The organism is Microbacterium sp. KNMS (assembly GCF_053851835.1).
In genome coordinates this window covers 22,003-42,605 of record NZ_JBSQBP010000003.1, presented here as the reverse complement: position 1 = coordinate 42,605, position 20,603 = coordinate 22,003, and the positions used below count along the sequence as shown (strand labels likewise).

The following is a 20,603-nucleotide window of genomic DNA, read 5'->3' as shown; positions in this document are numbered from 1 at the left end:
TCTTCTCCCTCTCGCTCACACGACGGCGGTCATGCCGCCGTCGACGAAGATGTTCTGCCCCGAGACGAAGCTCGACGCATCGGACGCGAGGTAGAGCAACGTGCCCCACAGCTCGCGGAAGTCCCCCCAGCGCCGCGCGGGCGTCCGGTTCACGAGCCAGGAGTTGAACGCCTCGTCCTCGACGAGGGCCCGGTTCATCTCGGTCGCGAAGTACCCGGGCGAGATCGCGTTGACCTGCACGTCGTAGCGCGCGAGGTCGGCGGCCATCCCCTTCGTGAGCATCGCGACGCCGCCCTTCGACGCCGAGTAGGGCGCGATCGTCTGCCGGGCCAGCTGCGACTGCACCGATCCGATGTTGATCACCTTGCCGGAGCGGCGCTCGGCCATCCCGGGGGTGACGAACCGCGACACGTAGAACACGCTCGAGAGGTTCGCGCTCACGACGGCATCCCAGTCCGCGACCGGGAACTCGGTGAACGGAGCGCGCCGCTGCACGCCCGCGTTGTTCACGAGGATGTCGGGCACGCCGTGCGCGGCGACGATGTCGGCCACGCCGTGCTCGACGGCCTCGGCGTCGGTGACGTCGAACGTCGCCGCGTGCGGTCGGCGGCCCGTCGCTTCGGCGATCGCGTCCTGCGCGGACGCGAGCGCCGCGGCGTCGCGTCCGTGCAGGACGACCTCGGCCCCCGCCTCCGCGAGCGCGAGGGCGAGAGACGCGCCGAGACCGCGAGACGAGCCGGTGACGAGCGCGAGCCGGCCCGTGATGTCGAAGATCCCCGCCATGCTCAGAAGATCGCGAAGACGATGAGCACGATCGCGAAGCCGACGACCGACTCGATCGCCTGTTGCACGGTCCAGGTCTTGAGGGTGGTCTTGACGTCCATGCCCATGAGCCGGCCGACCAGCCAGAAGCCCGAGTCGTTCACGTGGCTGGCGAACACCGAGCCCGCCGCCGCGGCGAGCGTGATGGCGGCCGTGTCGATGACGCTGTAGCCGCCCGATGTGACGGCCGGCGCGAGAAGGCCCGCGGTCGTGACGAGGGCGACCGTCGCCGAGCCCTGCGCGACGCGCAGCGCGACGGCGATGACGTACGCGGCGAAGATCACGGGCATGCCGAGGTCGGCGAGGGTGCCGGAGAGGGCGTCGCCGATGCCGGATGCGCGCAGGACGCCGCCGAACATGCCGCCGGCGCCCGTGATGAGGATCACGGAGGCCACCGTGCCGAGCGTGCCCTCGACGAGCTTCTCGAGCGCCGACCCGTTCTCGCCGCGGAACTTGCCGAGGACGAGCAGGGCGACGAGCGCCGTGATAAGGAGGGCGACCGGCGACGTGCCGATGAGGATGAGCGCCTGGACCCACACGGCGTCGCCGTCGACGACGCCCGCGGTCGACAGGGTGCTGAGGCCGGTGTTGAGGAAGATGAGCACGAGCGGGAGCAGGAGGATCATGATGACCGTGCTCGCCTTCGGCGGGTTGGCCGGCTGGTCGTCGTCCTGCGCGCCGAAGAGATCGGGCACGATCATCGGGTAGCGCGAGTTGACGAACTTGCCCCACAGGTAGCCCGAGAGGTACCAGGCCGGGAACGCGATGACGAGGCCGAGCAGCATGACCACGCCGAGGTTCGCGCCGAAGAAGTCCGATGCGGCGACAGGCCCCGGGTGCGGGGGCAGGAAGACGTGCATGACCGAGAAGGCCGCGGCTCCGCTGAAGCCGTAGAGCAGGAGGTTCCGGCCGCCGATGCGGCGCGCGACCGCGAAGATGATCGGCAGCATGACAATGAGGCCCGCGTCGAAGAAGATCGGGAAGCCGAGGATGAGCGAGGTGAGGCCGAGTGCGAAGGCGGCGCGCTTCTCGCCGAAGATGGCGACCATCTTCTCCGCGATGACGCGGGCTCCGCCCGACGACTCGATGAGGCGGCCGATGATCGCGCCGAGCCCGATGAGCAGGGCGACGGAGCCGAGCGTCCCGCCGAAGCTCGACACGAGCACCTCGTTGACGAGCGCGTTCAGCGGCAGGCCGGTCGCGATCGCGGTGAGCAGCGAGACGACGATGAGGACGAGGAAGGCGTGCAGCCTCACCTTGATCACGAGGAAGAGGATGAGCGCGACGGCGACGGCCGCGATGCCGAGCAGAGGCCCGGTGCCCATCGTCTGGGTCCAGTCTTCCATGGTTTCTCCATTGAAATCGAGGGCGCGCACTGTCGCGTGCCGTGCATCAAAGGTACTACTTAAACAACGGATAAGATACTACGTAACCGCGAGCAAGGGAGCGACATGGCCATCGGAGTCCACGGCGATGTGCTCGACGATCTCGGGAGCCGGATCGCGTCGGGCGACCCCCAGCCGGGAGCCGTCTTCACGCTCGCCCAGCTGGAGCGCGACTACGGCGCCTCCCGCACGGTCGTCCGCGAGGCGGTGCGCGTGCTCGAGAGCATCCGAATGGTCGCGTCCCGCCGCAAGGTCGGCATCACGGTCCTCCCCCGCGAGCAGTGGGACGCCTTCGATCCGCACCTCATCCAGTGGAACCTGCGCGGCCGCTTCCGCCAGCAGCAGCTCGAGGCCCTCATGGAGCTGCGCGTCACGGTCGAGCCCATGGCCGCGCGCCTCGCCGCCGCCCGGGCGACCTCGGCTCAGCGCGCCGAGCTCCTGCGGCTCGCCGAGCGGCTCAACACGCTCGGGCAGACCGGCAAGGGCGACTCGGAGGAGTACCTCGCGGCCGACCTCGCCTTCCACGGCACGCTCCTCGCGGCCTCCGGGAACCCGCTCCTCACGGCGCTCGAGACGCCCGTCCACGAGGTCCTGAGCGGACGCGCGAAGCTCGGCCTCACTCCGAGCATCCCCGCCGAGGGCACGCTCGAGGATCATCTGCTCACCGCCCGCGCGATCGCCGAGGGCGACCGGGACGCCGCCGAACGGCACTCGCGGTCGCACATGATGACGGTGTGGAGCGAGATCGCCTCCGACGACGTGGTCAGCTGACGCCGAGGTCGGCCGGGTAGAGTCTCCTCTGTCGGACGCTCGTCGTCCGAGAGCAGTGCATCTACCGGCCGCCGGAGACTCCGGCGGACAGCGGCGGCACCCGAACCCCGCGAACCGGAGGTGCCCATGACGATCAGCGACGTCCGAGAGAGCCGCAGCCTGCTGCGCATCGCAGGACTCCCCTACTTCCTCATCGCGCTCGTGGCGCGGCTGCCGTTCGCCATGATGGTGGTCGGCGTGCTCACGGCGGTCGTGTCCGTCCGGGGCTCGCTCGCGCTCGGCGGGCTCACGTCCGCGGCCGTCGGACTCGGCACGGCGTGCTTCGGCGCGCTGCTCGGCGCCGCCGCCGATGCGTTCGGGCAGCGCCGCGTGCTCCTCGTGCTCGCGGCGGCGAACGCGGTGGCGCTCGCGCTGTTCGCCGCGGTCGTCTACGGCGACACCCCCGACGGACTCGTGCTCGCGGCGGCCTTCGGGATCGGCGCGACGGCTCCCCAGGTCGCGCCGCTCTCGCGCGCCCGGCTCGTGACGCTCATCCGACACCGGATCGCCCCCGAGCGCGCACCGCGCACCCTCTCGTCGACGATGGCGTACGAGTCCGCGGCCGACGAGACCGTCTTCGTGATCGGCCCCTTCATCGTGGGGCTGCTCGCTGCGGCGATCGCGCCGTGGGCGCCGCTCGTCGGCGCCGCCGTGCTGACCGCGGTCTTCGTCGGCGCCTTCGCACTGCATCCCACGGGGCGCCTGGTCGCACCCGGTCGCGAGGACGGAGCGGCGCCCTCCTCCGACATGCGCGATCTCTTCCGGCCGCGCGTCCTCGTGGTCGTGGGAGGCACGCTCGGCGTGGGCCTCTTCTTCGGCTCGATGCTCACCTCCCTGACCTCGTTCATGGCCGACCGCGGCCGCGCCGACGAGGCGGGGCTCATGTACGGCGTGATGGGCATCGGCTCGGCCCTGTTCGCGCTCGGCATCGCATATCTTCCGGCCCGGTTCTCGCTCGCCGCACGATGGATCGCGTTCGCCTCGGTGCTCCTCGCGGGCTCCCTCTCGCTCCTGCTCGCCGCCAGCCCTGCCGCCATGGCGTGCTCGCTCGCGGTCATCGGCATCGGCATCGGGCCGACCCTCGTGACGCAGTACAGCCTCGCCGCGGCCCGCAGCCCCGAGGGCCGCTCTGCCACAGTCATGACGATGGTCGGCTCGGCCGTCGTCGTCGGGCAGGCGATGGCCTCGGCCCTCACCGGGTCCGTGTCCGAGACGTTCGGCACGCCGGCTGCGCTCCTGCTGCCGATCGCGGCGGCCGCCCTCGTCCTCATCGCGGCGGTCGCGAACGTTCTCCTGTCGCGCCCACGCGCCTGATCGGCGTACCGGCCGGCAGGGCCGATGTCAACGCCGACCGCGCAGATCCGACGCGGCCATAGGATGGCGCGGATGGGCAGGAGCGACGACGGGATGGTCCGCACATGAGCGCGCGCTTCGCGGCGATCCGCATCCTCGCCGTCCTGTCGGTGATCCTCGGCGTGAACTACGTCGCCTGGCGCTGGCTCGAGTCCGTCAACTGGTCGGCGTGGTGGATCGCGGTGCCGCTCGTGCTCGCCGAGACGTACAGCCTCATCGACACGATCCTCTTCTGCCTCACGATGTGGCGCGCACGAGACCGCCCCGGCCCGCGCTCGGAGCCGCAGGGCACGGTCGACGTGCTCATCACGGCGTACGACGAGCCGCTCGACCTCGTGATGGGCACCGCACTGGCCGCGAAGCGGATCGCCTATCCGCACTCGACCTGGATCCTCGACGACGGTGCACGCGCGGATCTCGAGCTCGCCGCCGCCGAGGCCGGGATCGGCTACATCCGGCGCTCGGACGACTGGGACGGCAAACCGCGCCACGCCAAGGCGGGGAACCTCAACAACGCCCTGTTCCAGACCGACGGCGAGTTCCTGCTGATCCTCGACGCCGACCAGGTGCCGGATCCCCTGATCCTCCACCGCACGCTCGGCTACTTCGCCGACGACCCGCAGGTCGCGCTCGTCCAGACGCCGCAGTGGTTCTCGAACGTCGACGAGGCCGACCCGCTCGGGAGCCAGGCGCCGCTGTTCTACGGCCCGATCCAGCAGGGCAAGGACGGCTGGAACGCCGCGTTCTTCTGCGGGTCGAACGCGGTGCTGCGCCGCGAGGCACTCATGCAGCTCGGCATCGTCGGCTACGTGCGCGACCTCGCCGAATCGACGCAGCGCGCGCTCCGCGCGTCGGAGTCGCTGCTCGCGCGCGAGGCGAAGCGCGCCGACGGAGCGCTCCGCGAGGAGCTGATGGCCCTGCGCGCCGAGGTCGCCGCCGCGCGCGTCGAGATCGCCGCGGGCGAGCCGGTGGCCGAGACGACGTACCGCGTGCGTGCGCTGGTCGACGACGCAGGGCGGCGTCTCGTCGAGAACGACCTCGCCGCCATCCGCGCCGACCTCGAGGAGATCGGCGAGCTGCCCATCGCGCACGACGCGCAGCTCGACGTCATGGTCGTCGACGAGGTCGCGCTCGACGAGCTGGCGACCCGCGACCTCTCCCCGCTCGGCGCGATCGAGGCCGTCCGATCGCTGCTCGACGCGCTGCGCGTGGACCGGCCGGGTGAGGCCCAGCCGCTCCTGCCGCTCGCGACGATCTCGGTCACCGAGGACATGGCCACCGCGATGCAGCTGCACGCCCTCGGGTGGCGCAGCGTCTACCACCACGAGATCCTCGCCCGCGGACTCGCCCCGGAGGATCTCCGCACGATGCTCACGCAGCGCCTGCGGTGGGCGCAGGGCACGCTGCAGGTCATGCTGCGCGACAACCCGCTCGTGAAGCGCGGGCTCTCCGCCGGCCAGCGGCTCATGTACTTCGCGACGATGTGGACGTACCTGTCGGGCTTCGCCGCGATCGTGTACCTCGCCGCTCCCGTGTTCTACCTCGTCTTCGGCGTCATGCCGGTCACAGCGTGGTCCGTGGACTTCTTCGCGCGCTTCCTCCCCGCCTTCGCGGTGAACCAGCTGCTCTTCCTCGTCGTCGCCAAGGGCGTGCGCACGTGGCGCGGGCAGCAGTACTCGCTCGCGCTCTTCCCGGTCTGGATCCGGGCGTGCTGGACGGCCTTCGCCAATGTGGTGCTGGGCCGCCCCCTCGGCTTCGCGGTGACCAGGAAGGACGGGCGAGCACCCGGAGGAGTGCCCTGGCGCGAGATCTGGCCGCAGCTCACCGCGATGGCGGTGCTCGTCGCGTCGCTCGCGATCGGCGTCGTCCGCGTCGCGGTCGGAACGGCGGACGGCACGGGGACCCTCGTGAACACCCTCTGGGTCGCCTACGACATCGTCGTCCTCAGCGTGATCATCCAGGCCGCCCTCTATCGAGGGCCGGCGGCCGCAGACAGAGAGGCAACCGCATGAACCTCACGAGCACTCACCGCGACGGGTTCTCCGTCATCACGATCGACGGACGCCTGACCGCCTCGGGCGCACCGCGCCTGCGCGACGCGGTGAAGGATCTCGTCGAGGCCGGCCGCACGCGGATCGTCGTGGACCTCGGCGGCACCGAGTTCGTGGACTCGTCGGGCCTCGGCGCCCTCATCGGCGGCCTCAAGGCCGCGCGCGTGGCTGGCGGGGACCTGCGCATCGCCGCCGTCCCGGATGCCGTGCGGACGGTGATGCGCCTGACGAACCTCGATCGCGTGCTGCGCGAGCACGCGTCGCCGGAGACCGCGTTCGATGAACGGTGACGAGCCCGTCCTGCGTGCCCGTGTCGAGGGACGCGCGGAGGTCGCCTTCGTCGACGCCGTGCTCGACGCGCTGGAGAGGATCTGGTCGCGGGCCGAAGTCGCCGACGCGGACCGGATGCTCTTCGGGCTCGCCGTGTCCGAGATCGCCACGAACGTGGTGACGCATTCCCCCGGCGACGCGGAGGTCCGTGTCACAGCCGAGCTCGAGGTGGGGCGGACCGCCCTCACGGCGATCATCCGCGACACCGCGTGGCCGGTCGACATCGCGTGGGCGGACGTGTCGATGCCCGGCCCAGACGCGGAATCGGGGCGCGGTCTCGCGCTCGCCCGAGAAGCGCTCGACGTGCTCGATCACCATGTCGACCACGGGAACGTCTGGACCCTCGTCCGTCGTCTCGCCTGATCGGGAATGCCCGGGGCGCCCCGCGACTTGGGTTGTGAGGTGAGCACCACGAGCAGTCGCAGCAGGACCGTCGGCCTTCGATCCGAGCGCGGGCCTGTGCTCGGAGCGCTCATGCTGGCGACCGGGCTCATCGCGATCGACGCGACCATCCTCGCGACGGCCGTCCCGAGCGTCGTGGCCGATCTCGGGCAGTTCGACCAGTTCCCGTGGCTGTTCTCGGTCTACCTGCTCGCGCAGGCCGTGAGCGTCCCGATCTACTCGAAGCTCTCGGACACGATCGGGCGCAAGCCCATCATCCTCATCGGCATCGGGCTGTTCCTCCTCGGCTCCCTTCTGTGCGGCGTCGCCTGGAGCATGACGTCGCTCATCCTCTTCCGCCTCGTCCAGGGTCTCGGCGCCGGCGCGGCGACGCCCATGGCCATGACGATCGTCGGCGACATCTACACGGTCGAGGAGCGCGCGAAGGTGCAGGGCTACATCGCGAGCGTCTGGGCGGTCTCATCGGTCCTCGGCCCTGCCCTCGGCGGGGTCTTCTCTCAGTTCGCGTCGTGGCGCGGCATCTTCCTCATCAACATCCCGCTCTGCATCGCCGCGGGCTGGATGCTCGTGCGCGCGTATCACGAGCAGGTCGAGCGGCGCCGTCACCGCATCGACTACGCGGGAGCCGCGCTCCTGACGGTCGGGATGTCGGCCCTCATCCTCGCGGTCCTCGAGGGCGGGAGCGCCTGGGCATGGACGGCTCCGCCGAGCATCGCGGCCTTCTCGATCGCCGGGGTCGCCCTCGTCGCGTTCGCCCTCGTCGAGCGGCGCGCAGCCGAGCCGATCATCGACCTGTCGCTGCTCGGGCGCCGGCTCATCCTCACGACCACCCTCGTGGCGCTCGCAGTCGGTGCGCTGCTGACGGGCATCACGAGCTTCGCGCCCACCTACCTCGAGAACTCGATCGGCACCGTGCCGCTCCTCTCGGGGCTCGCGGTGGCCGCGCTCACGCTCGGATGGCCGCTCGCGGCGTCGAACTCGGGGCGCCTGTATCTGCGCTGGGGCTTCCGCACGACGACCGTGATCGGCGCGGCGATCTCGCTCGCGGGCGCTGCTGGGCTCGTGGCCGTCGCGCCCTGGCCCAACCCGTTCCTCGTCGCCCTCACCGCGTTCGTCGTCGGCTTCGGCCTCGGCTGGACGGCCGCGCCGACCCTGATCGCCGCGCAGGCGTCGGTCGGGTGGGGCGAGCGCGGGGTCGTCACGGGACTCAACGCCTTCTCGCGCTCGGTGGGATCCGCCGTCGGCGTCGCGATCTTCGGCGCCGTCGCGAACGGCATCATCGCCGCAGGCGAGGGCGAGCACGACTACGACACGATCGTCGCGGCCTCCACCTGGGTCTTCGTCGGCGTCGCCGTCACGGCGGCGCTCATGCTCGTGGCCGCGATCGCGATGCCGCGAGAGCGCGTCGCATCGGGCGAGCCGACGGACTGACGCTCAGGAGCCCGCCGCGCGGTCGCGGGCCGCGTGTCCCTCGGCGAGGAACGCCAGACGCCGCAGCGTCTCGGCGTTGCGCGCATGCAGCGGCGGATCGACGAGGAACCGGGGAACGAGCGACCCGGGACCCTCGACGGCCGCCTCCGAGATCCTCACGAGCGATCCGGCGCCGCGCGGCTTGACCTCGATCGTCACGCGCGCCTCGCCGATCGGCCATCCGCGCGCCTGCAGCACCATCCGGCGCGGCGGATCCCATTCGACGCACTCGGTCGTGTCGTCGAGGAGCAGCGGCCAGCTGCCCACCGAGTGGTGGAGCTCGGCGCCGGGGCGCGGCCAGTCGTCGTCGACCTCGCGCATGCGCGACGCCCCCACGACCCAGACCGGGTAGAGCCATCCGTCGCCGAGGACGCGGAAGATCTCCTCGGGGGTGCAGCGGATCTCGCGGACGTTGATCGACATGGTCGCCTCCGGCTCTCGGTGCCTGGTGCTCACGCTAGACGCAGCCCCTGACCGCGGCACGGGCTTGACACGCGGAGCCTGCCCTCACATGACGCCCGGTGGGCGCGTGAGGGCGGCACTCGGTACGGTTGCAGCATGACCGCTCCCGTCGACCCCACGTCCACCTCGGCCTGGGCGGAGCTCGAGGCGCACCGCGCGAGCTTCTCCCCCGACCTGCGCGGCTGGTTCGCCGCCGACCCCGATCGGGCCGAGCGTCTCAGCCTTCCGCTCGCCGACCTCCACGTGGACCTCTCGAAGAACCTCGTGACCGACGACATCCTCGCCTCGCTCGTGCGACTCGCCGAGCAGACCGGCGTCGCCGAGCGCTTCGCGGCGATGCTCGAGGGCACGCACATCAACACGACCGAGGACCGCGCGGTCCTGCACACCGCGCTGCGTCGCCCGGCCGGCGCGACGCCCGCGCTCGCGGTCGACGGGCAGGATGTCGACGTCGACGTGCACGCCGTGCTGGCCAAGGTCTCCGCCTTCGCGGAGCGCGTGCGCGGCGGCGACTGGCGGGGCGTCACCGGCAAGCGCGTGACGCACGTCGTGAACATCGGCATCGGCGGATCCGACCTCGGGCCGGTGATGGTGTACGAGGCGCTCAAGCCCTACGCGGACGCGGGCATCGAGGCGCGCTTCATCTCGAACATCGACCCCACGGACCTCGCGCAGAAGGTCGCCGACCTCGATGCCGAGACGACCCTTTTCATCGTCGCGTCGAAGACGTTCACGACGCTCGAGACGCTCACGAACGCGCGCCTCGCACGCGACTGGCTGTGGTCGCAGCTCGCCGGCAAGGGCGCGATCGCTGACGACGACGCGGCGCGCACCGACGCCGTCGCGCACCACTTCGTCGCCGTGTCGACGGCTCTCGACAAGGTCGCCGACTTCGGCATCGACCCCGAGAACGCCTTCGGGTTCTGGGACTGGGTCGGCGGCCGCTACTCGGTGGACTCGGCGATCGGCACGTCGCTCGCGATCGTGCTCGGACCGGCGGTCTTCCGCGAGCTGCTCGAGGGATTCCACGCGGTGGACGAGCACGTGCGCACGACGCCGCTCGCGCGCAACGTGCCCGTGCTCATGGGGCTCCTCAACGTCTGGTACACGAACTTCCTCGGCGCCCAGTCGCACGCGGTGCTCCCCTACGCGCAGCAGCTGCACCGCTTCGCGGCCTACCTCCAGCAGCTCACCATGGAGTCCAACGGCAAGTCGGTGCGCTGGGACGGCACGCCCGTGACGACCGACACGGGCGAGGTGTTCTGGGGCGAGCCGGGCACGAACGGCCAGCACGCGTTCTACCAGCTGATCCACCAGGGCACGCGGCTCATCCCCGCCGACTTCATCGCGTTCGCGAACCCCGCATACCCGCTCCAGGACGGCGGCCGGGACGTGCACGGGCTGTTCCTCGCGAACTTCCTCGCGCAGACGAAGGCGCTCGCGTTCGGCAAGACCGCGGATGAGGTGGAGGCCGAGGGCACGACGGGTCCGCTCGTCGCGGCGCGCACGTTCGCGGGCAACCGCCCGACGACGTCGATCTTCGCTCCCGCCCTCACGCCGGCGGTGCTCGGCCAGCTGATCGCGCTGTACGAGCACATCGTCTTCACGCAGGGCGTCGTGTGGGGCATCAACTCCTTCGACCAGTGGGGCGTCGAGCTCGGCAAGCAGCTCGCCCTCCAGATCGCGCCCGCCATCGAGGGCGACGAGGCCGCACTCGAGGCCCAGGACCCGTCGACGAAGGCGCTGCTCGCGTACTACCGCGCGCACCGCTCGAGCTGACGCGAGATCCCCGACGGCCCGGCTGCGTTCGCGCGGCCGGGCCGTTCGGCGTCGTCAGCTGCGGACGACCGGCACGAGCGCGACGTCGCGGAGCACGTCGCCGTCGATGGAACACGTCATGAGCGTGCACGCGGGCTGGCGTCGACGGTCGGTGGGCGAGCCCGGGTTCAGCAGCCGGGTGCCCGCGGGCGTCGTCGAGTCCCAGGGGATGTGGCTGTGCCCGAAGACGAGCACGTCGGGCCGCTCCTCGGCCAGCAGACCGTCGACACGCTCCTCGCGACCTCGGGCCGCCCCTGTCTCGTGGATCACGGCGAGGTCGATGCCCTCGATGCGCACCCGTGCGAGCTCGGGCAGACGCGCACGCAGCGCGGGCCCGTCGTTGTTGCCGTGCACGCCGATGAGGCGCCGGGAGCGCGTCTCGAGAGCGTCGAGCGTCTCGACGTCGACCCAGTCGCCCGCGTGCACGACCACGTCGGCGGCGTCGATCGCGCGCCACGCGTCATCCGGCAGCCGCCGGGCGCGCGCGGGCACATGGGTGTCGGCGAGCAGAACCAGGCGCGTCGTCACCCGGCGCGCTCCTCGGTCCGCCGCGCGGCCGTCATCGCGGCAGGCGCCCCTCGTGCAGGACGGCGTCGGGATCGACCCGCTCGCGGATGGCGCGGAGTCGATCGAGATCGGCGCGGGTCCCCGCGCGCTCGAGCGTCTCCTCGGGCGCGAGGAACGTCGGCACGAGCGGCGCCTCGTCCGCGCGACCGAGGATCTCGCGCAGGCCAGCGAGGCTCGCGTCACCCGGCTCGCGCGGCGCACCGGGCGTGATCGGGGCGAGCCCGTGCACGAGCCATGCGGCGTCGGACAGGGACGCGAACCCCTCGCGGCGTGGCGAGTCGAGTGCGCCGCCGAGCATGCGGAGCCCGAGTCCGACGAGGGGCGCCTGCTCGGGAAGCGCGCGGAACGTGAGGAGGTCGTCGAGCAGGGCGTCGTCGAGAGACCGCAGTGCGGAGGACACACCGCGTGTGGGCGTGGGATCGGTGGGCTCCGCCGATCGGGAGGCCATGAGCGCCGGTGTCGTGTGACCGAAGTCCTCGCGCTCGACGGGGGCCGCCGCGCGAATCGGCTCGAGGAACTCCGCCGCGGCCTCGTCGATCGCGAGCACATCGACCGTGAGGAAGCTGCGCGCCCTGATCGCCTCGGGCAGCTGAGGGACGTCGGGCATGCGCATCGACGTCGCGAAGAGATTGAGCGACGGCGGGGCGACAGCGGCGAGGTCGCGCACGGCCCGCAGCGCGTCGGCCGAGTGCGCCGAGCCGAAGACGATGCTGCCGCCCACGAGCACGGGGGCCGCGACGAGGTCGATCTCGATCTCGGTCACGATCCCCGCGATGCCGCCCGCGCCGCGCAGCGCCCACATGGTCTCGGGGTCGCTCGCGTCATCCACACGCTCGTGCGTCCCGTCGGGCCGGACGATCCAGGCCGCGCGCAGCGCGTCGGACCCGAGGCCCGCCGATCGGCTGAACCACGAGTGTCCCCCGCCGAGGGTGTAGCCCGTCGCGCTCACGACGCGGCTCGTGCCGGCGGGCGCGACCAGTCCCGTGCCGTCGAGGGCGTCGATGACCGCGCCCCAGGCGACGCCGGCGCCGATGCGCGCGATGCGGGCCTCCTGGTCGATCTCGAGCGCATCGAAGGCGCGGGGCCGAACGAGCACGGCGCCCTCGAGAGCCGAGGCCGCGCCGTGCCCGCACGGCTGGACAGCGAGCATGACGCCCTCCTCGCGCGCGAAGGCGACGAGGGCGACGAGGTCGTCGACACCGGCCGGCTCAGCGACCGCCGCGGGCCGCTGCTCGACGGAGAGGTTCCACGGTCGGCGCGCCTCGTCGAAGGCGGCATCGTCGGGCAGGCGGAGGGGGCCGGAGAGGCGGCCTCGGAGCGCATCGAGAGCGGACATGACCCACACGCTAGCGAGGTCGTCGGACATCCGTCTCCCCCGGCCCCGCATCGAGGAGGATGAGCTCGCGCGTCGCACGCGTCATCGCGACGTAGCGGTCGACCGCGGCCTCGATCCCGCCGCCCGGCGCGTCTGCGTCGGCGAGGAGCACGAGGTCGAACTCGAGCCCCTTCGCGTCCTCCGGCGTCGCCGAGCGGACGCGCCCGTGCGGGCGGAAGCCGGGGTCTCCGATCACGCATGCCGTGCCCTCGCCGTGCTCGTCGAGCCACCGCTCGAGAATCGCGTCGCGCTCGCCTGCTCGGGCGCGCCGCACGGGGATGCCGGAGCTGCGTACGGACACCGGGACGTTCGCATCGGGCAGGGCGGCGCGGATGACCGGCTCGGCGACCGCCATGATCTCCGACGGCGTCCGGTAGTTGACCGCGAGCGAGGCGACGCGCACGTCGCGCAGACCCGCGCGCGCGAGCCGCTCCTCCCACGAGCCGAGGAAGCCGTGCCGTGCCTGCGCTCGGTCGCCGACGACCGTCAGGCTGCGGGAGGGACAGCGGCGCAGCAGCATCTGCCACTGCGCGTCGGTGAGCTCCTGCGCCTCGTCGACGACGATGTGGGCGAACGGTCCGATCAGCGCGTCGGGTTCGGGCGCCGGCACGTCCGCTTCGTCGACGAGGCTCTCCCGCGCGTCGTCCCCGCGCAGGATCATCGCGACGCCCATCTCGCTGTCGTCGTTCGCGATGAGGTAGTCGGCGATGTCCTCCCGGTAGGCCCGCTGCGCGGACAGCGCCGCCTCGCGCTCCCGCGCGCGGCGCGCCGTCCCGGGATCGCCCAGTCGCATCCGGGCTGCATCGAGAAGCGGGAGATCCGCGCTCGTCCAGGCCGCGCCATCCGCCCGCGTCAGCAGCCGCACCTCGTCGTCCGCGAGCCATGGCGCGCAGCGCCGCAGGTACGCCGGCACGGTCCACAGGTCGCTCACGAGATCCGCTGCCTCGAGCCGCGGCCACGCGCGCGTGAAGGCCGTCGCGAGGTCCCTGTCCTGCGCGAGCGCGCGGCGCAGGAGGTCCGCCGGCACCTCCTCATCGTCGTGCCGGTCGGCGATGAGCTCGAGCAGCGTCTCCCAGACCTGGTCGCGCGCCTCGTTGTGCGGCGTCCCCGGCTCGGGAGACGCGAACGCGTCGGCCCAGTCATCCGCCGTCACGACGACGGCCGTCCATGGCGTCTCGACGAGCACCTCGTCGACGGGCGGCTCCTCGTAGAGGCGCACGGCCGGTTCGATCGCCTGCACCATCCGCCCGTCCGCCTTGAGAGACGCGACCCGGGGGTCGGGTTCCGCGCGGGCGATGGCGCCCTCGACCACGAGGTCGTCGACCGTGCACACGCGCACGCCCTCCTCTCCAAGACTCGGCAGCACGTCCGACACGTGGTCGAGATACGCGCGCGACGGCCCGACGACGAGCACGCCGCCGCCACCGCGTGCCATCCGCGGCTCGGCGTGCAGCAGGTACGCCGCGCGATGGAGCGCGACGACCGTCTTGCCCGTTCCCGGGCCGCCGTCGACGACGAGCGCGCCGGCCGAGGGCGCGCGGATGATCGCGTCCTGATCGGCCTGGATGGTCGCGAGCACATCGCGCATGTGCGGAGAGCGGCTCGCGCCGAGACTCGCGATGAAGGCGGACTGGTCGTCGAGCGCCGCGCCGCTCTCGAGGGCGTCGGCCGTGAACACCTCGTCCCAGTAGTCCACGATGCGGCCGCCGCTCCACCGGTAGCGCCGTCGGCTGCTCAGCCCCATCGGATCGGCGTGCGTCGCGCCGAAGAAGGGCTCGGCCGCGCGCGCCCTCCAGTCGACGAGGAGCGGCTCGCCATCGGCATCGGAGAGGCCGATGCGGCCGATGTAGACGGGGTCGCCGCCCTCGGCGGGCACCATGCGGCCGAGGCAGAGATCGAGGCCGAAGCGCCGCAGCAGGCGCAGGCGGGCCGTCAGGCGGTGGATCTCGAGGTCGCGGTCGAGGGCCTTCTGCCCCTGGCCGGCCGGCGCGCGGCGCTGCGCCTCGAGGCGGTCGGATGCGTCGGCGATCTGGCGAGCGAGGCTCGCGGCGATCGCGGCGAACTGCGCCTCGTCGCGTGCGATGAGCGCGGCGTCGGCCTTGGCGGCGCGGCTGTCGGGAAGGGCGAACGGGCTGAGGGTGGTGGTCATGCGGGCGGCTCCGACGATCGCGACAGCACGGCGGACACCCGCTGCGCGCGGGTGCCGGCCGGAGGGAAGGAGACGATTCTGCCCCGTACCGGGGGCCTTGCGGCAAGCCCCCACCCCGGCCGTACACTGGAACCGCGGGGAGATCAGAGGGCGACGACGCGCGCCGGCGCTCCATCCGCATCGATCGCGAGCGGGAAGACGCCGATCCGCGGATGCCGCTCGAGGCCCGCCAGGCCGCGCAGGTTCTCGACGATGAGCGCGTCGGCGCCGAGCACGATCTCGTGCACGGGGAAGCCCTCCCCGCCCGTCGGGTCGGGGCTCAGCAGGTCGACCGCGAGCACGCGCATCCCGTGCGCGACGAGCCAGGCGGCCGCCACCGGGTCGAGGTGCGGATGCGCGGTCGCGTCCGCCGACCCGAAGCGCTCCGCCCATCCGGTGTCCAGCACGACGATCGGCCGTAGATCGGCTTCGAGGTCGGCCGACGCCCGACGCAGGTCGTCGAGCGTGATGACCGCGCCGGCGGCGACCTCGCCGAGGTGCAGGACGATTGCCTCGCCCACGAGCTCGTCGAGCGGGATCGCGCCGGTCGTGCGCCCGCCCGCGATGACGTGGGACGGCGCGTCGAGGTGCGTTCCCGTGTGCGAGCCGAGGTGCAGGGCGGCGACCTCGACGCCGTCGCGCGCGATCTCGAGAGCCGACTCGATGCGCACCGCGGGGTCGCCGGGGTACACGGTCATGCCGGTGCGGATGGGACGGCTGAGATCGCGCATGCGCCGACGGTACACGCGGTCACCCGTCCGCGAGTGCGCCCTGCGGGATGTGGACGAGCCGGACGCCTCCGGCCTCGACCGCCTCGCCGATCGCGGTGCCGATGTCGCCCCGTCGCTCGACGCGCACGCCCCGCGCGCCGAAGGCATCCGCGAGCGCAGCCCAGTCCGGCTGGACGAGATCGACGCCGATCGGCGCGATGCCCCGGTCGATCTCGTTCTGCCGGATCTCCGCGTAGCCGCCGTTGTCGACGCACACGACGACGAGGTCGAGCCGCTGCTCGACCGCGGTCATGAGCTCGTTGACGCAGAACATGAGCGCGCCGTCGCCCAGGACGGCGACGACGGGCCGCTCGGTCTGGGCGACCCGGGCGCCGATCGCGGCGGGTAGTCCGTATCCGAGCGTCGCGTAGGTCGGCGTGTAGAGCAGCGAATGCGGGCGCGCCTGGCGGAGCACGTTCGCGAGCGCCATGTAGACGATCTGCGACGAGTCGCCTGCGACGACCGCGTCGTGGGGCAGGGCTCGCGCGATGGCCTCGGCGAGCGCGACGGTCTCCGGGAGGGCCTCACGGGTCTCCGCGAGGATGGCCGCGCGCGCGTCGGCGAGGTCCGGCGCGGGGCGCGTCCGGATCGCGAGCTCGGCGAGCAGCGCGTCGAGGACGGCCCGGCAGTCGCCCACGATCCCGACCGTCGCCTCGAGGTTCTTGTGCACCTGCGCGGCCGAGATGTCGATGCGGATGACCCGGCCGCGTGCGGCGAGTGCGGGAGCCCACAGCTCGGCCTCGCCGAGCTTCGAGCCGAGCACGACGAGCACGTCTGCGTCCTCCGCGACCCCGCGCGCCGACGCGAGTCGCAGGTTCGAGCCGAGCGACAGGGGGTGGTGTTCGTCGACCGTCCCCTTGCCGTTGAGGGTCGTCAGCACCGGAGCGCCGAGGCGCTCGGCGAGCGCCGTCACCTGCGTCGCGGCGCGCGTGGCGCCCCCGCCGGCGACGATCACGGGGCGCCGGGCGCCCTCGAGAAGCGCGACAGCACGGGCGACGGCGGTCGCGTCCGGCCCTGCCGCCGGGCGGAGCTCGCGCGGCGCCCGTGCGGCGACCGGCACCTCGGCCGGCGCCTCGAGCACGTCGAGCGGGATCTCGATGTGCACGGGGCGCGGCCGCCCCGTGCGGAAGAGCGCGAAGGCGTCGTGCACGGCGTCCACGGCCTCAGCCGCGCTCTCGACGCGGCGCGACCACTCCGCGATCGCACCGACCATGGCGCTCGCATCCTTGGTCTCGTGGAGCGTGCCGACGTCGCGGAACTCGTCTCCGCGCGCGACCCCGGGCGACAGCACGAGCAGCGGGCGGGACTCGCAGAACGCCGTGCCGATCGCGCTCATGGCGTTCTGCAGACCCGGCCCCGAGGTCGTGATGACGACACCCGGCGTCCCCGTCAGCTGCGTCCAGCCGTCCGCCCCGTAGCCCGAGCCCTGCTCATGGCGATTCGTGACTGCGCGGATGCCGAGATCGGCCAGCGGCCGGTAGAGCTCGAGGTTGTGCGTGCCGGGGATGCCGAAGACGGCCGTGACGCCGTAGGCGCGGATCGTCTCGAGCACCGCACGCCCCGCGGTGTCCGCGCCGTGCGCCCCGGTCACGAGCCGACCTCCGCGCGGTGACGGCGCTCGCCGCCGATCCACGTCTCCCTGACCCGGATGGCGGCGATGCGCTCGGGCTCGACCGCGAGCGGGTCGTCGCTCAGCACGGCGAAGTCCGCGCACTTCCCGACCTCGAGCGAGCCGAGATCGTCCTCCCGCCCGAGCGACACCGCACCTTCGTAGGTGTGGGCGCGCAGCGCCGCGCGCGCGGACACGCACAGGTCGTCGGGGCCGAGACGGCGCCCGCGCCGCGTCACCCGCGTCACGGCCGTCTGGATCGCCTCGAGCGGGATCGGCTCGGCGACCGGCGCATCCGACGAGATCGTGATCGGCACGCCGGCGGCCTCGAACTCGCCCAGCGGGTTGAACCGCTCCCCCGGGGTTCCGATGGCCTCCTCGACGCCCTCGCCCCAGTTATAGTAGTGCTGCGTCTGGTTCACCGGCCGGATGCCCGCTGCAGCCATCCGGCGGATCTGGTCGGCCGTCGGCAGGCCGCAGTGCTCGATCCGATGGCGGGCGTCGGGATCGGGGCGCTCGGCGAGCGCCGCCTCGATCGCCGACACGACCATCTCGATCGCGGTCGGCGACTGCGCATGCGTGGCGGTCTGCAGGCCCGCGGCGTGTGCGCGGCGGATGAGCTCTGCGTACTCGGCGGGCTCGTGGTAGAGCTGGCCCGTGCGGCACGGGTCGCCCACGTACCCGTCGGGGAAGTACGCCGTCCATCCGCCGAGCGTGCCGTCGGCGTAGAGCTTGATGCCGGCGAAGCTCAGGTGCGCGTTGCCGAACGCGCCGACGAGCCCCATCTCGAGTGCCTCGTCGAGGAGGTGCGAGAGCAGGTACATCGACACGCGCAGCTCGAGCCGCCCGGCCTCGGCGAGGCGCAGGTACATGTCGAACTCGCGACGCGAGACCTGGGCGTCGCCGATCGCGGTCACACCGCCCTCGAGGAACCGGCGGGTCGCGACATCGAGCTGGCGCAGGTGCTCCTCCGGCTCGTCGGCGAGGTGGAAGTTCGGTCCGTGATGGCCGATCTTCACGCCGTGCACCCCGGTGAGGATGTTGCAGGCCGCGTCGGACAGCTCGCCCGTGAGCTCGCCGTCTGCGTCGCGGAAGAACACGCCGCCCTCGGGGTCGGGCGTGCCGCGGTCGACGCCCGCGCGCTCGAGCGTCACGCTGTTGACGACGCCGCCGTGGCCCGAGGCGTTCATGAGGTAGACCTCGCGCTCGGTCGACACCTCGTCGAGCTCGAAGCGGGTCGGGTGACGGCGCTCGGCGAGGTTGCGGTGCTCGTACCCGTAGCCGCGGACGGGACGCCCCTCGGGGAGGCCCTCCGCCGCGGCGCGGAGCAGCGCGACGATCTCGGGGATGCTGCCCGCCTTCTCGGGCCCGCAGTCCACCCACGTCATCATCTGCCCGTACATGAGCGGATGCGCGTGCGCGTCGACGAAGCCCGGCACGACGACGCCGTCGCCGAGGTCGACGGTCTCCGGATCGAGGCCGAGCGCGTGCGCGGCCGCCGCGCAAGTCTCGCGGTCGCCGACGGCGAGGATCCGGCCGCGATCGATGAGCATCGCCGTCGCGGTCGTGTCGCGGGCGTCGACCGTGTGGATCGCACGCGCGACGATCATCCGCGGCGCGGTCTGAGCGGGTCGGTCGAAGGGGGTCAGCTTCCTCATGGGAGTCGGTTCGTCCTCGTGTCGGTGCGGGGCGTGAAGGACGCCGTGACCGGCGCCTCGTCGGAGTGCTGGGGAGCGAGCCGCGTGCAGATGCCCGCGAGCACGGCCATCCCAGTGAACATCGCGATCACCGACCAGACGCTGCCGGTCCACGCGATGAGCTGCGTCGCGAACCAGGGCGAGAACCCTGCCCAGACCGCCGCGCCCACGCCATAGGCGAGCGCGATCGACGTGTAGCGCGCCTGAGGGCGGAACATCTGCGCGAGGATCGCGGCGATCGGAGCGTACGTCGCGCTCATCGCGACGCGCACGAGCGAGGCCAGGAGGAAGACGGCCGGCTCGATCCGCCCCGGCATGACGAGCAGGAAGGGCGCGAACGTGAGCACGGAGGTGACCAGGCCGATGTACATGATGTTCTTGCGCCCCCAGCGGTCGCCCAGCCACGCGATGGGGAGCGTCACGAGGAACTCGACGAACGACGCCACGGTCATCGCGTCGAGGATCAGCTGCTCGCTGAGCGCGACCGTCTCGCCGGTCGCGTATGCCGTGGCGAACGTCGTCGCGAGGTAGTAGCCGCCGGTCGAGATCGGCAGCAGGCCGATGCCGAGGAGGATCGGCAGCCAGTTGGCACGCAGCGCGAACGCGAGCGGCATGGACTGCTTGCGCCCCTCGACCTTCGAGGCGAAGACCGGCGACTCCTCGACGCGGTAGCGGACCCACAGCCCCACCCCGATGAGCACGATCGACGCGATGAACGGGATGCGCCATCCGCCGTCGATGATGAAGGTCTCGCCGCCGCGCGACATGATCGCGAAGACGCCGGACGCGAGCAGCGCACCGGCGGGGTTGCCGAGCTGCGTGAAGCCCCCGTAGAAGGTCTTCGACTTCTCGGGCGCGTGCTCGACGCTCATCAGGACGGCGCCGCCCCACTCGCCGCCGACGGCCAGCCCCTGCAGCGCGCGCAGGGCGATGAGGAGGATCGGCGCGGCGATGCCGATGTCGGCGTACGTCGGCAGGCAGCCGACGAGCACGGTCGCGACGCCCATGAGGAGGAGGGTGATCACGAGGGAGACACGGCGGCCCAGCTTGTCTCCGATGTGGCCGAAGACGATGCCGCCCAGCGGACGGACGAGGAAGGCGACGGCGAACGTCGCGAAGGCGGCCGCTGTCTCGGCAAGCGGGTCGTCGCTCGGGAAGAACAGCGGTCCGAAGACGAGGGCGGCGGCGGTCGCGTAGACGTAGAAGTCGTACCACTCGATCGTGGTGCCGACGAACGCGGCGAAGCCGGCGCGCCGCGCTCTGCTGTGCGTGGAAGTCATGGTGGCCGCTCCTTTGCGGGGGTATCGGGTTGCATCGGATGCTACGAGCGGCCGGAAGGCGGAGCAAGGCCAGAACTCCAGGAGAATCTCGCTGTCGCCGATGTTCCGATTCGAAGAACGCGCAGATCCGCTCGCGGTGTCTCCTTGAATCGCGAGTAGACTTCACTTCTGCGCGCGTCGACGCGCGTTCCACGGAATCTCGCGGATCGGAGAC

Annotated in this window: 17 protein-coding genes; 7 read left to right on the top strand and 10 right to left on the bottom strand. The window is 72.2% G+C overall.

Annotation, left to right across the window (positions count from 1 at the left end; genetic code table 11):
• Positions 1 to 15 precede the first annotated feature (15 nt).
• Both ACWXWW_RS02700 and ACWXWW_RS02695 read right to left on the bottom strand, forming a co-directional pair.
• Positions 16 to 783 carry an SDR family oxidoreductase gene (locus ACWXWW_RS02700; RefSeq protein WP_455968601.1) on the bottom strand — a complete coding sequence of 256 codons (768 nt, stop codon included), beginning with the start codon at positions 781 to 783 and terminating at the stop codon, positions 16 to 18.
• A gap of 2 nt (positions 784 to 785) precedes the next feature.
• The gene (locus tag ACWXWW_RS02695; RefSeq protein WP_455968600.1) at positions 786 to 2,168 is read right to left on the bottom strand and encodes a GntP family permease; all 1,383 of its coding nucleotides are present in this window, start codon (positions 2,166 to 2,168) and stop codon (positions 786 to 788) included.
• A gap of 105 nt (positions 2,169 to 2,273) precedes the next feature.
• Here ACWXWW_RS02695 and ACWXWW_RS02690 point away from each other — a divergent pair, with 105 nt between their 5' ends.
• The 6 genes from ACWXWW_RS02690 (at position 2,274) to ACWXWW_RS02665 (ending at position 8,584) form a co-directional block, all read left to right on the top strand.
• On the top strand, positions 2,274 to 2,978 hold the full coding sequence (locus ACWXWW_RS02690; RefSeq protein ID WP_455968598.1) for a FadR/GntR family transcriptional regulator: 705 nt from the start codon (positions 2,274 to 2,276) through the stop codon (positions 2,976 to 2,978).
• A 126-nt stretch (positions 2,979 to 3,104) separates the two neighbouring features.
• Positions 3,105 to 4,331 (top strand): MFS transporter, encoded by a 1,227-nt coding sequence (locus tag ACWXWW_RS02685; protein WP_455968596.1) that lies wholly within the window; start codon positions 3,105 to 3,107, stop codon positions 4,329 to 4,331.
• A 104-nt stretch (positions 4,332 to 4,435) separates the two neighbouring features.
• Positions 4,436 to 6,382, top strand: a complete 1,947-nt coding sequence (locus ACWXWW_RS02680) for a glycosyltransferase family 2 protein (protein ID WP_455968595.1) — start codon at positions 4,436 to 4,438, stop codon at positions 6,380 to 6,382.
• Positions 6,379 to 6,711, top strand: a complete 333-nt coding sequence (locus ACWXWW_RS02675; protein ID WP_455968594.1) for an STAS domain-containing protein — start codon at positions 6,379 to 6,381, stop codon at positions 6,709 to 6,711. Before ACWXWW_RS02680 ends, ACWXWW_RS02675 begins: the two co-directional genes overlap by 4 nt.
• Positions 6,701 to 7,114 carry an ATP-binding protein gene (locus tag ACWXWW_RS02670; RefSeq protein ID WP_455968592.1) on the top strand — a complete coding sequence of 138 codons (414 nt, stop codon included), beginning with the start codon at positions 6,701 to 6,703 and terminating at the stop codon, positions 7,112 to 7,114. Before ACWXWW_RS02675 ends, ACWXWW_RS02670 begins: the two co-directional genes overlap by 11 nt.
• A 111-nt stretch (positions 7,115 to 7,225) precedes the next feature.
• Positions 7,226 to 8,584: an MFS transporter gene (locus ACWXWW_RS02665; protein ID WP_455968591.1), complete on the top strand. Its 1,359-nt coding sequence runs from the start codon at positions 7,226 to 7,228 to the stop codon at positions 8,582 to 8,584.
• A gap of 3 nt (positions 8,585 to 8,587) precedes the next feature.
• Here the strand turns inward: ACWXWW_RS02665 and ACWXWW_RS02660 are convergent, their stop codons facing one another.
• A complete protein-coding gene (locus ACWXWW_RS02660) occupies positions 8,588 to 9,046 on the bottom strand; it encodes an SRPBCC family protein (RefSeq protein WP_271173396.1) in 459 nt (152 codons plus the stop codon).
• A 135-nt stretch (positions 9,047 to 9,181) separates the two neighbouring features.
• On the opposite strand from ACWXWW_RS02660, the gene pgi reads away from it, so the two are divergent.
• Positions 9,182 to 10,864, top strand: coding sequence for a glucose-6-phosphate isomerase (gene pgi / locus ACWXWW_RS02655; RefSeq protein ID WP_455968589.1), 1,683 nt, complete (start codon positions 9,182 to 9,184; stop codon positions 10,862 to 10,864).
• Positions 10,865 to 10,918: 54 nt separating this feature from the next.
• Here the strand turns inward: pgi and ACWXWW_RS02650 are convergent, their stop codons facing one another.
• The 7 genes from ACWXWW_RS02650 to ACWXWW_RS02620 form a co-directional block, all read right to left on the bottom strand.
• A complete protein-coding gene (locus ACWXWW_RS02650) occupies positions 10,919 to 11,431 on the bottom strand; it encodes a metallophosphoesterase family protein (protein WP_455968587.1) in 513 nt (170 codons plus the stop codon).
• Positions 11,432 to 11,462: 31 nt separating this feature from the next.
• Positions 11,463 to 12,806 (bottom strand): FAD-binding oxidoreductase, encoded by a 1,344-nt coding sequence (locus tag ACWXWW_RS02645; protein ID WP_455968586.1) that lies wholly within the window; start codon positions 12,804 to 12,806, stop codon positions 11,463 to 11,465.
• 10 nt (positions 12,807 to 12,816) lie between these two features.
• A complete protein-coding gene (gene helR, locus ACWXWW_RS02640) occupies positions 12,817 to 14,994 on the bottom strand; it encodes an RNA polymerase recycling motor ATPase HelR (RefSeq protein WP_455968585.1) in 2,178 nt (725 codons plus the stop codon).
• Between the two features lie 143 nt (positions 14,995 to 15,137).
• A complete protein-coding gene (locus tag ACWXWW_RS02635; protein WP_455968583.1) occupies positions 15,138 to 15,764 on the bottom strand; it encodes a cyclase family protein in 627 nt (208 codons plus the stop codon).
• Between the two features lie 19 nt (positions 15,765 to 15,783).
• A complete protein-coding gene (locus tag ACWXWW_RS02630; RefSeq protein ID WP_455968581.1) occupies positions 15,784 to 17,394 on the bottom strand; it encodes a thiamine pyrophosphate-binding protein in 1,611 nt (536 codons plus the stop codon).
• Positions 17,391 to 19,070 carry an amidohydrolase gene (locus ACWXWW_RS02625; protein WP_455968579.1) on the bottom strand — a complete coding sequence of 560 codons (1,680 nt, stop codon included), beginning with the start codon at positions 19,068 to 19,070 and terminating at the stop codon, positions 17,391 to 17,393. Before ACWXWW_RS02625 ends, ACWXWW_RS02630 begins: the two co-directional genes overlap by 4 nt.
• Positions 19,067 to 20,389, bottom strand: coding sequence for an MFS transporter (locus tag ACWXWW_RS02620; protein ID WP_271173336.1), 1,323 nt, complete (start codon positions 20,387 to 20,389; stop codon positions 19,067 to 19,069). Before ACWXWW_RS02620 ends, ACWXWW_RS02625 begins: the two co-directional genes overlap by 4 nt.
• Positions 20,390 to 20,603: the final 214 nt, after the last annotated feature.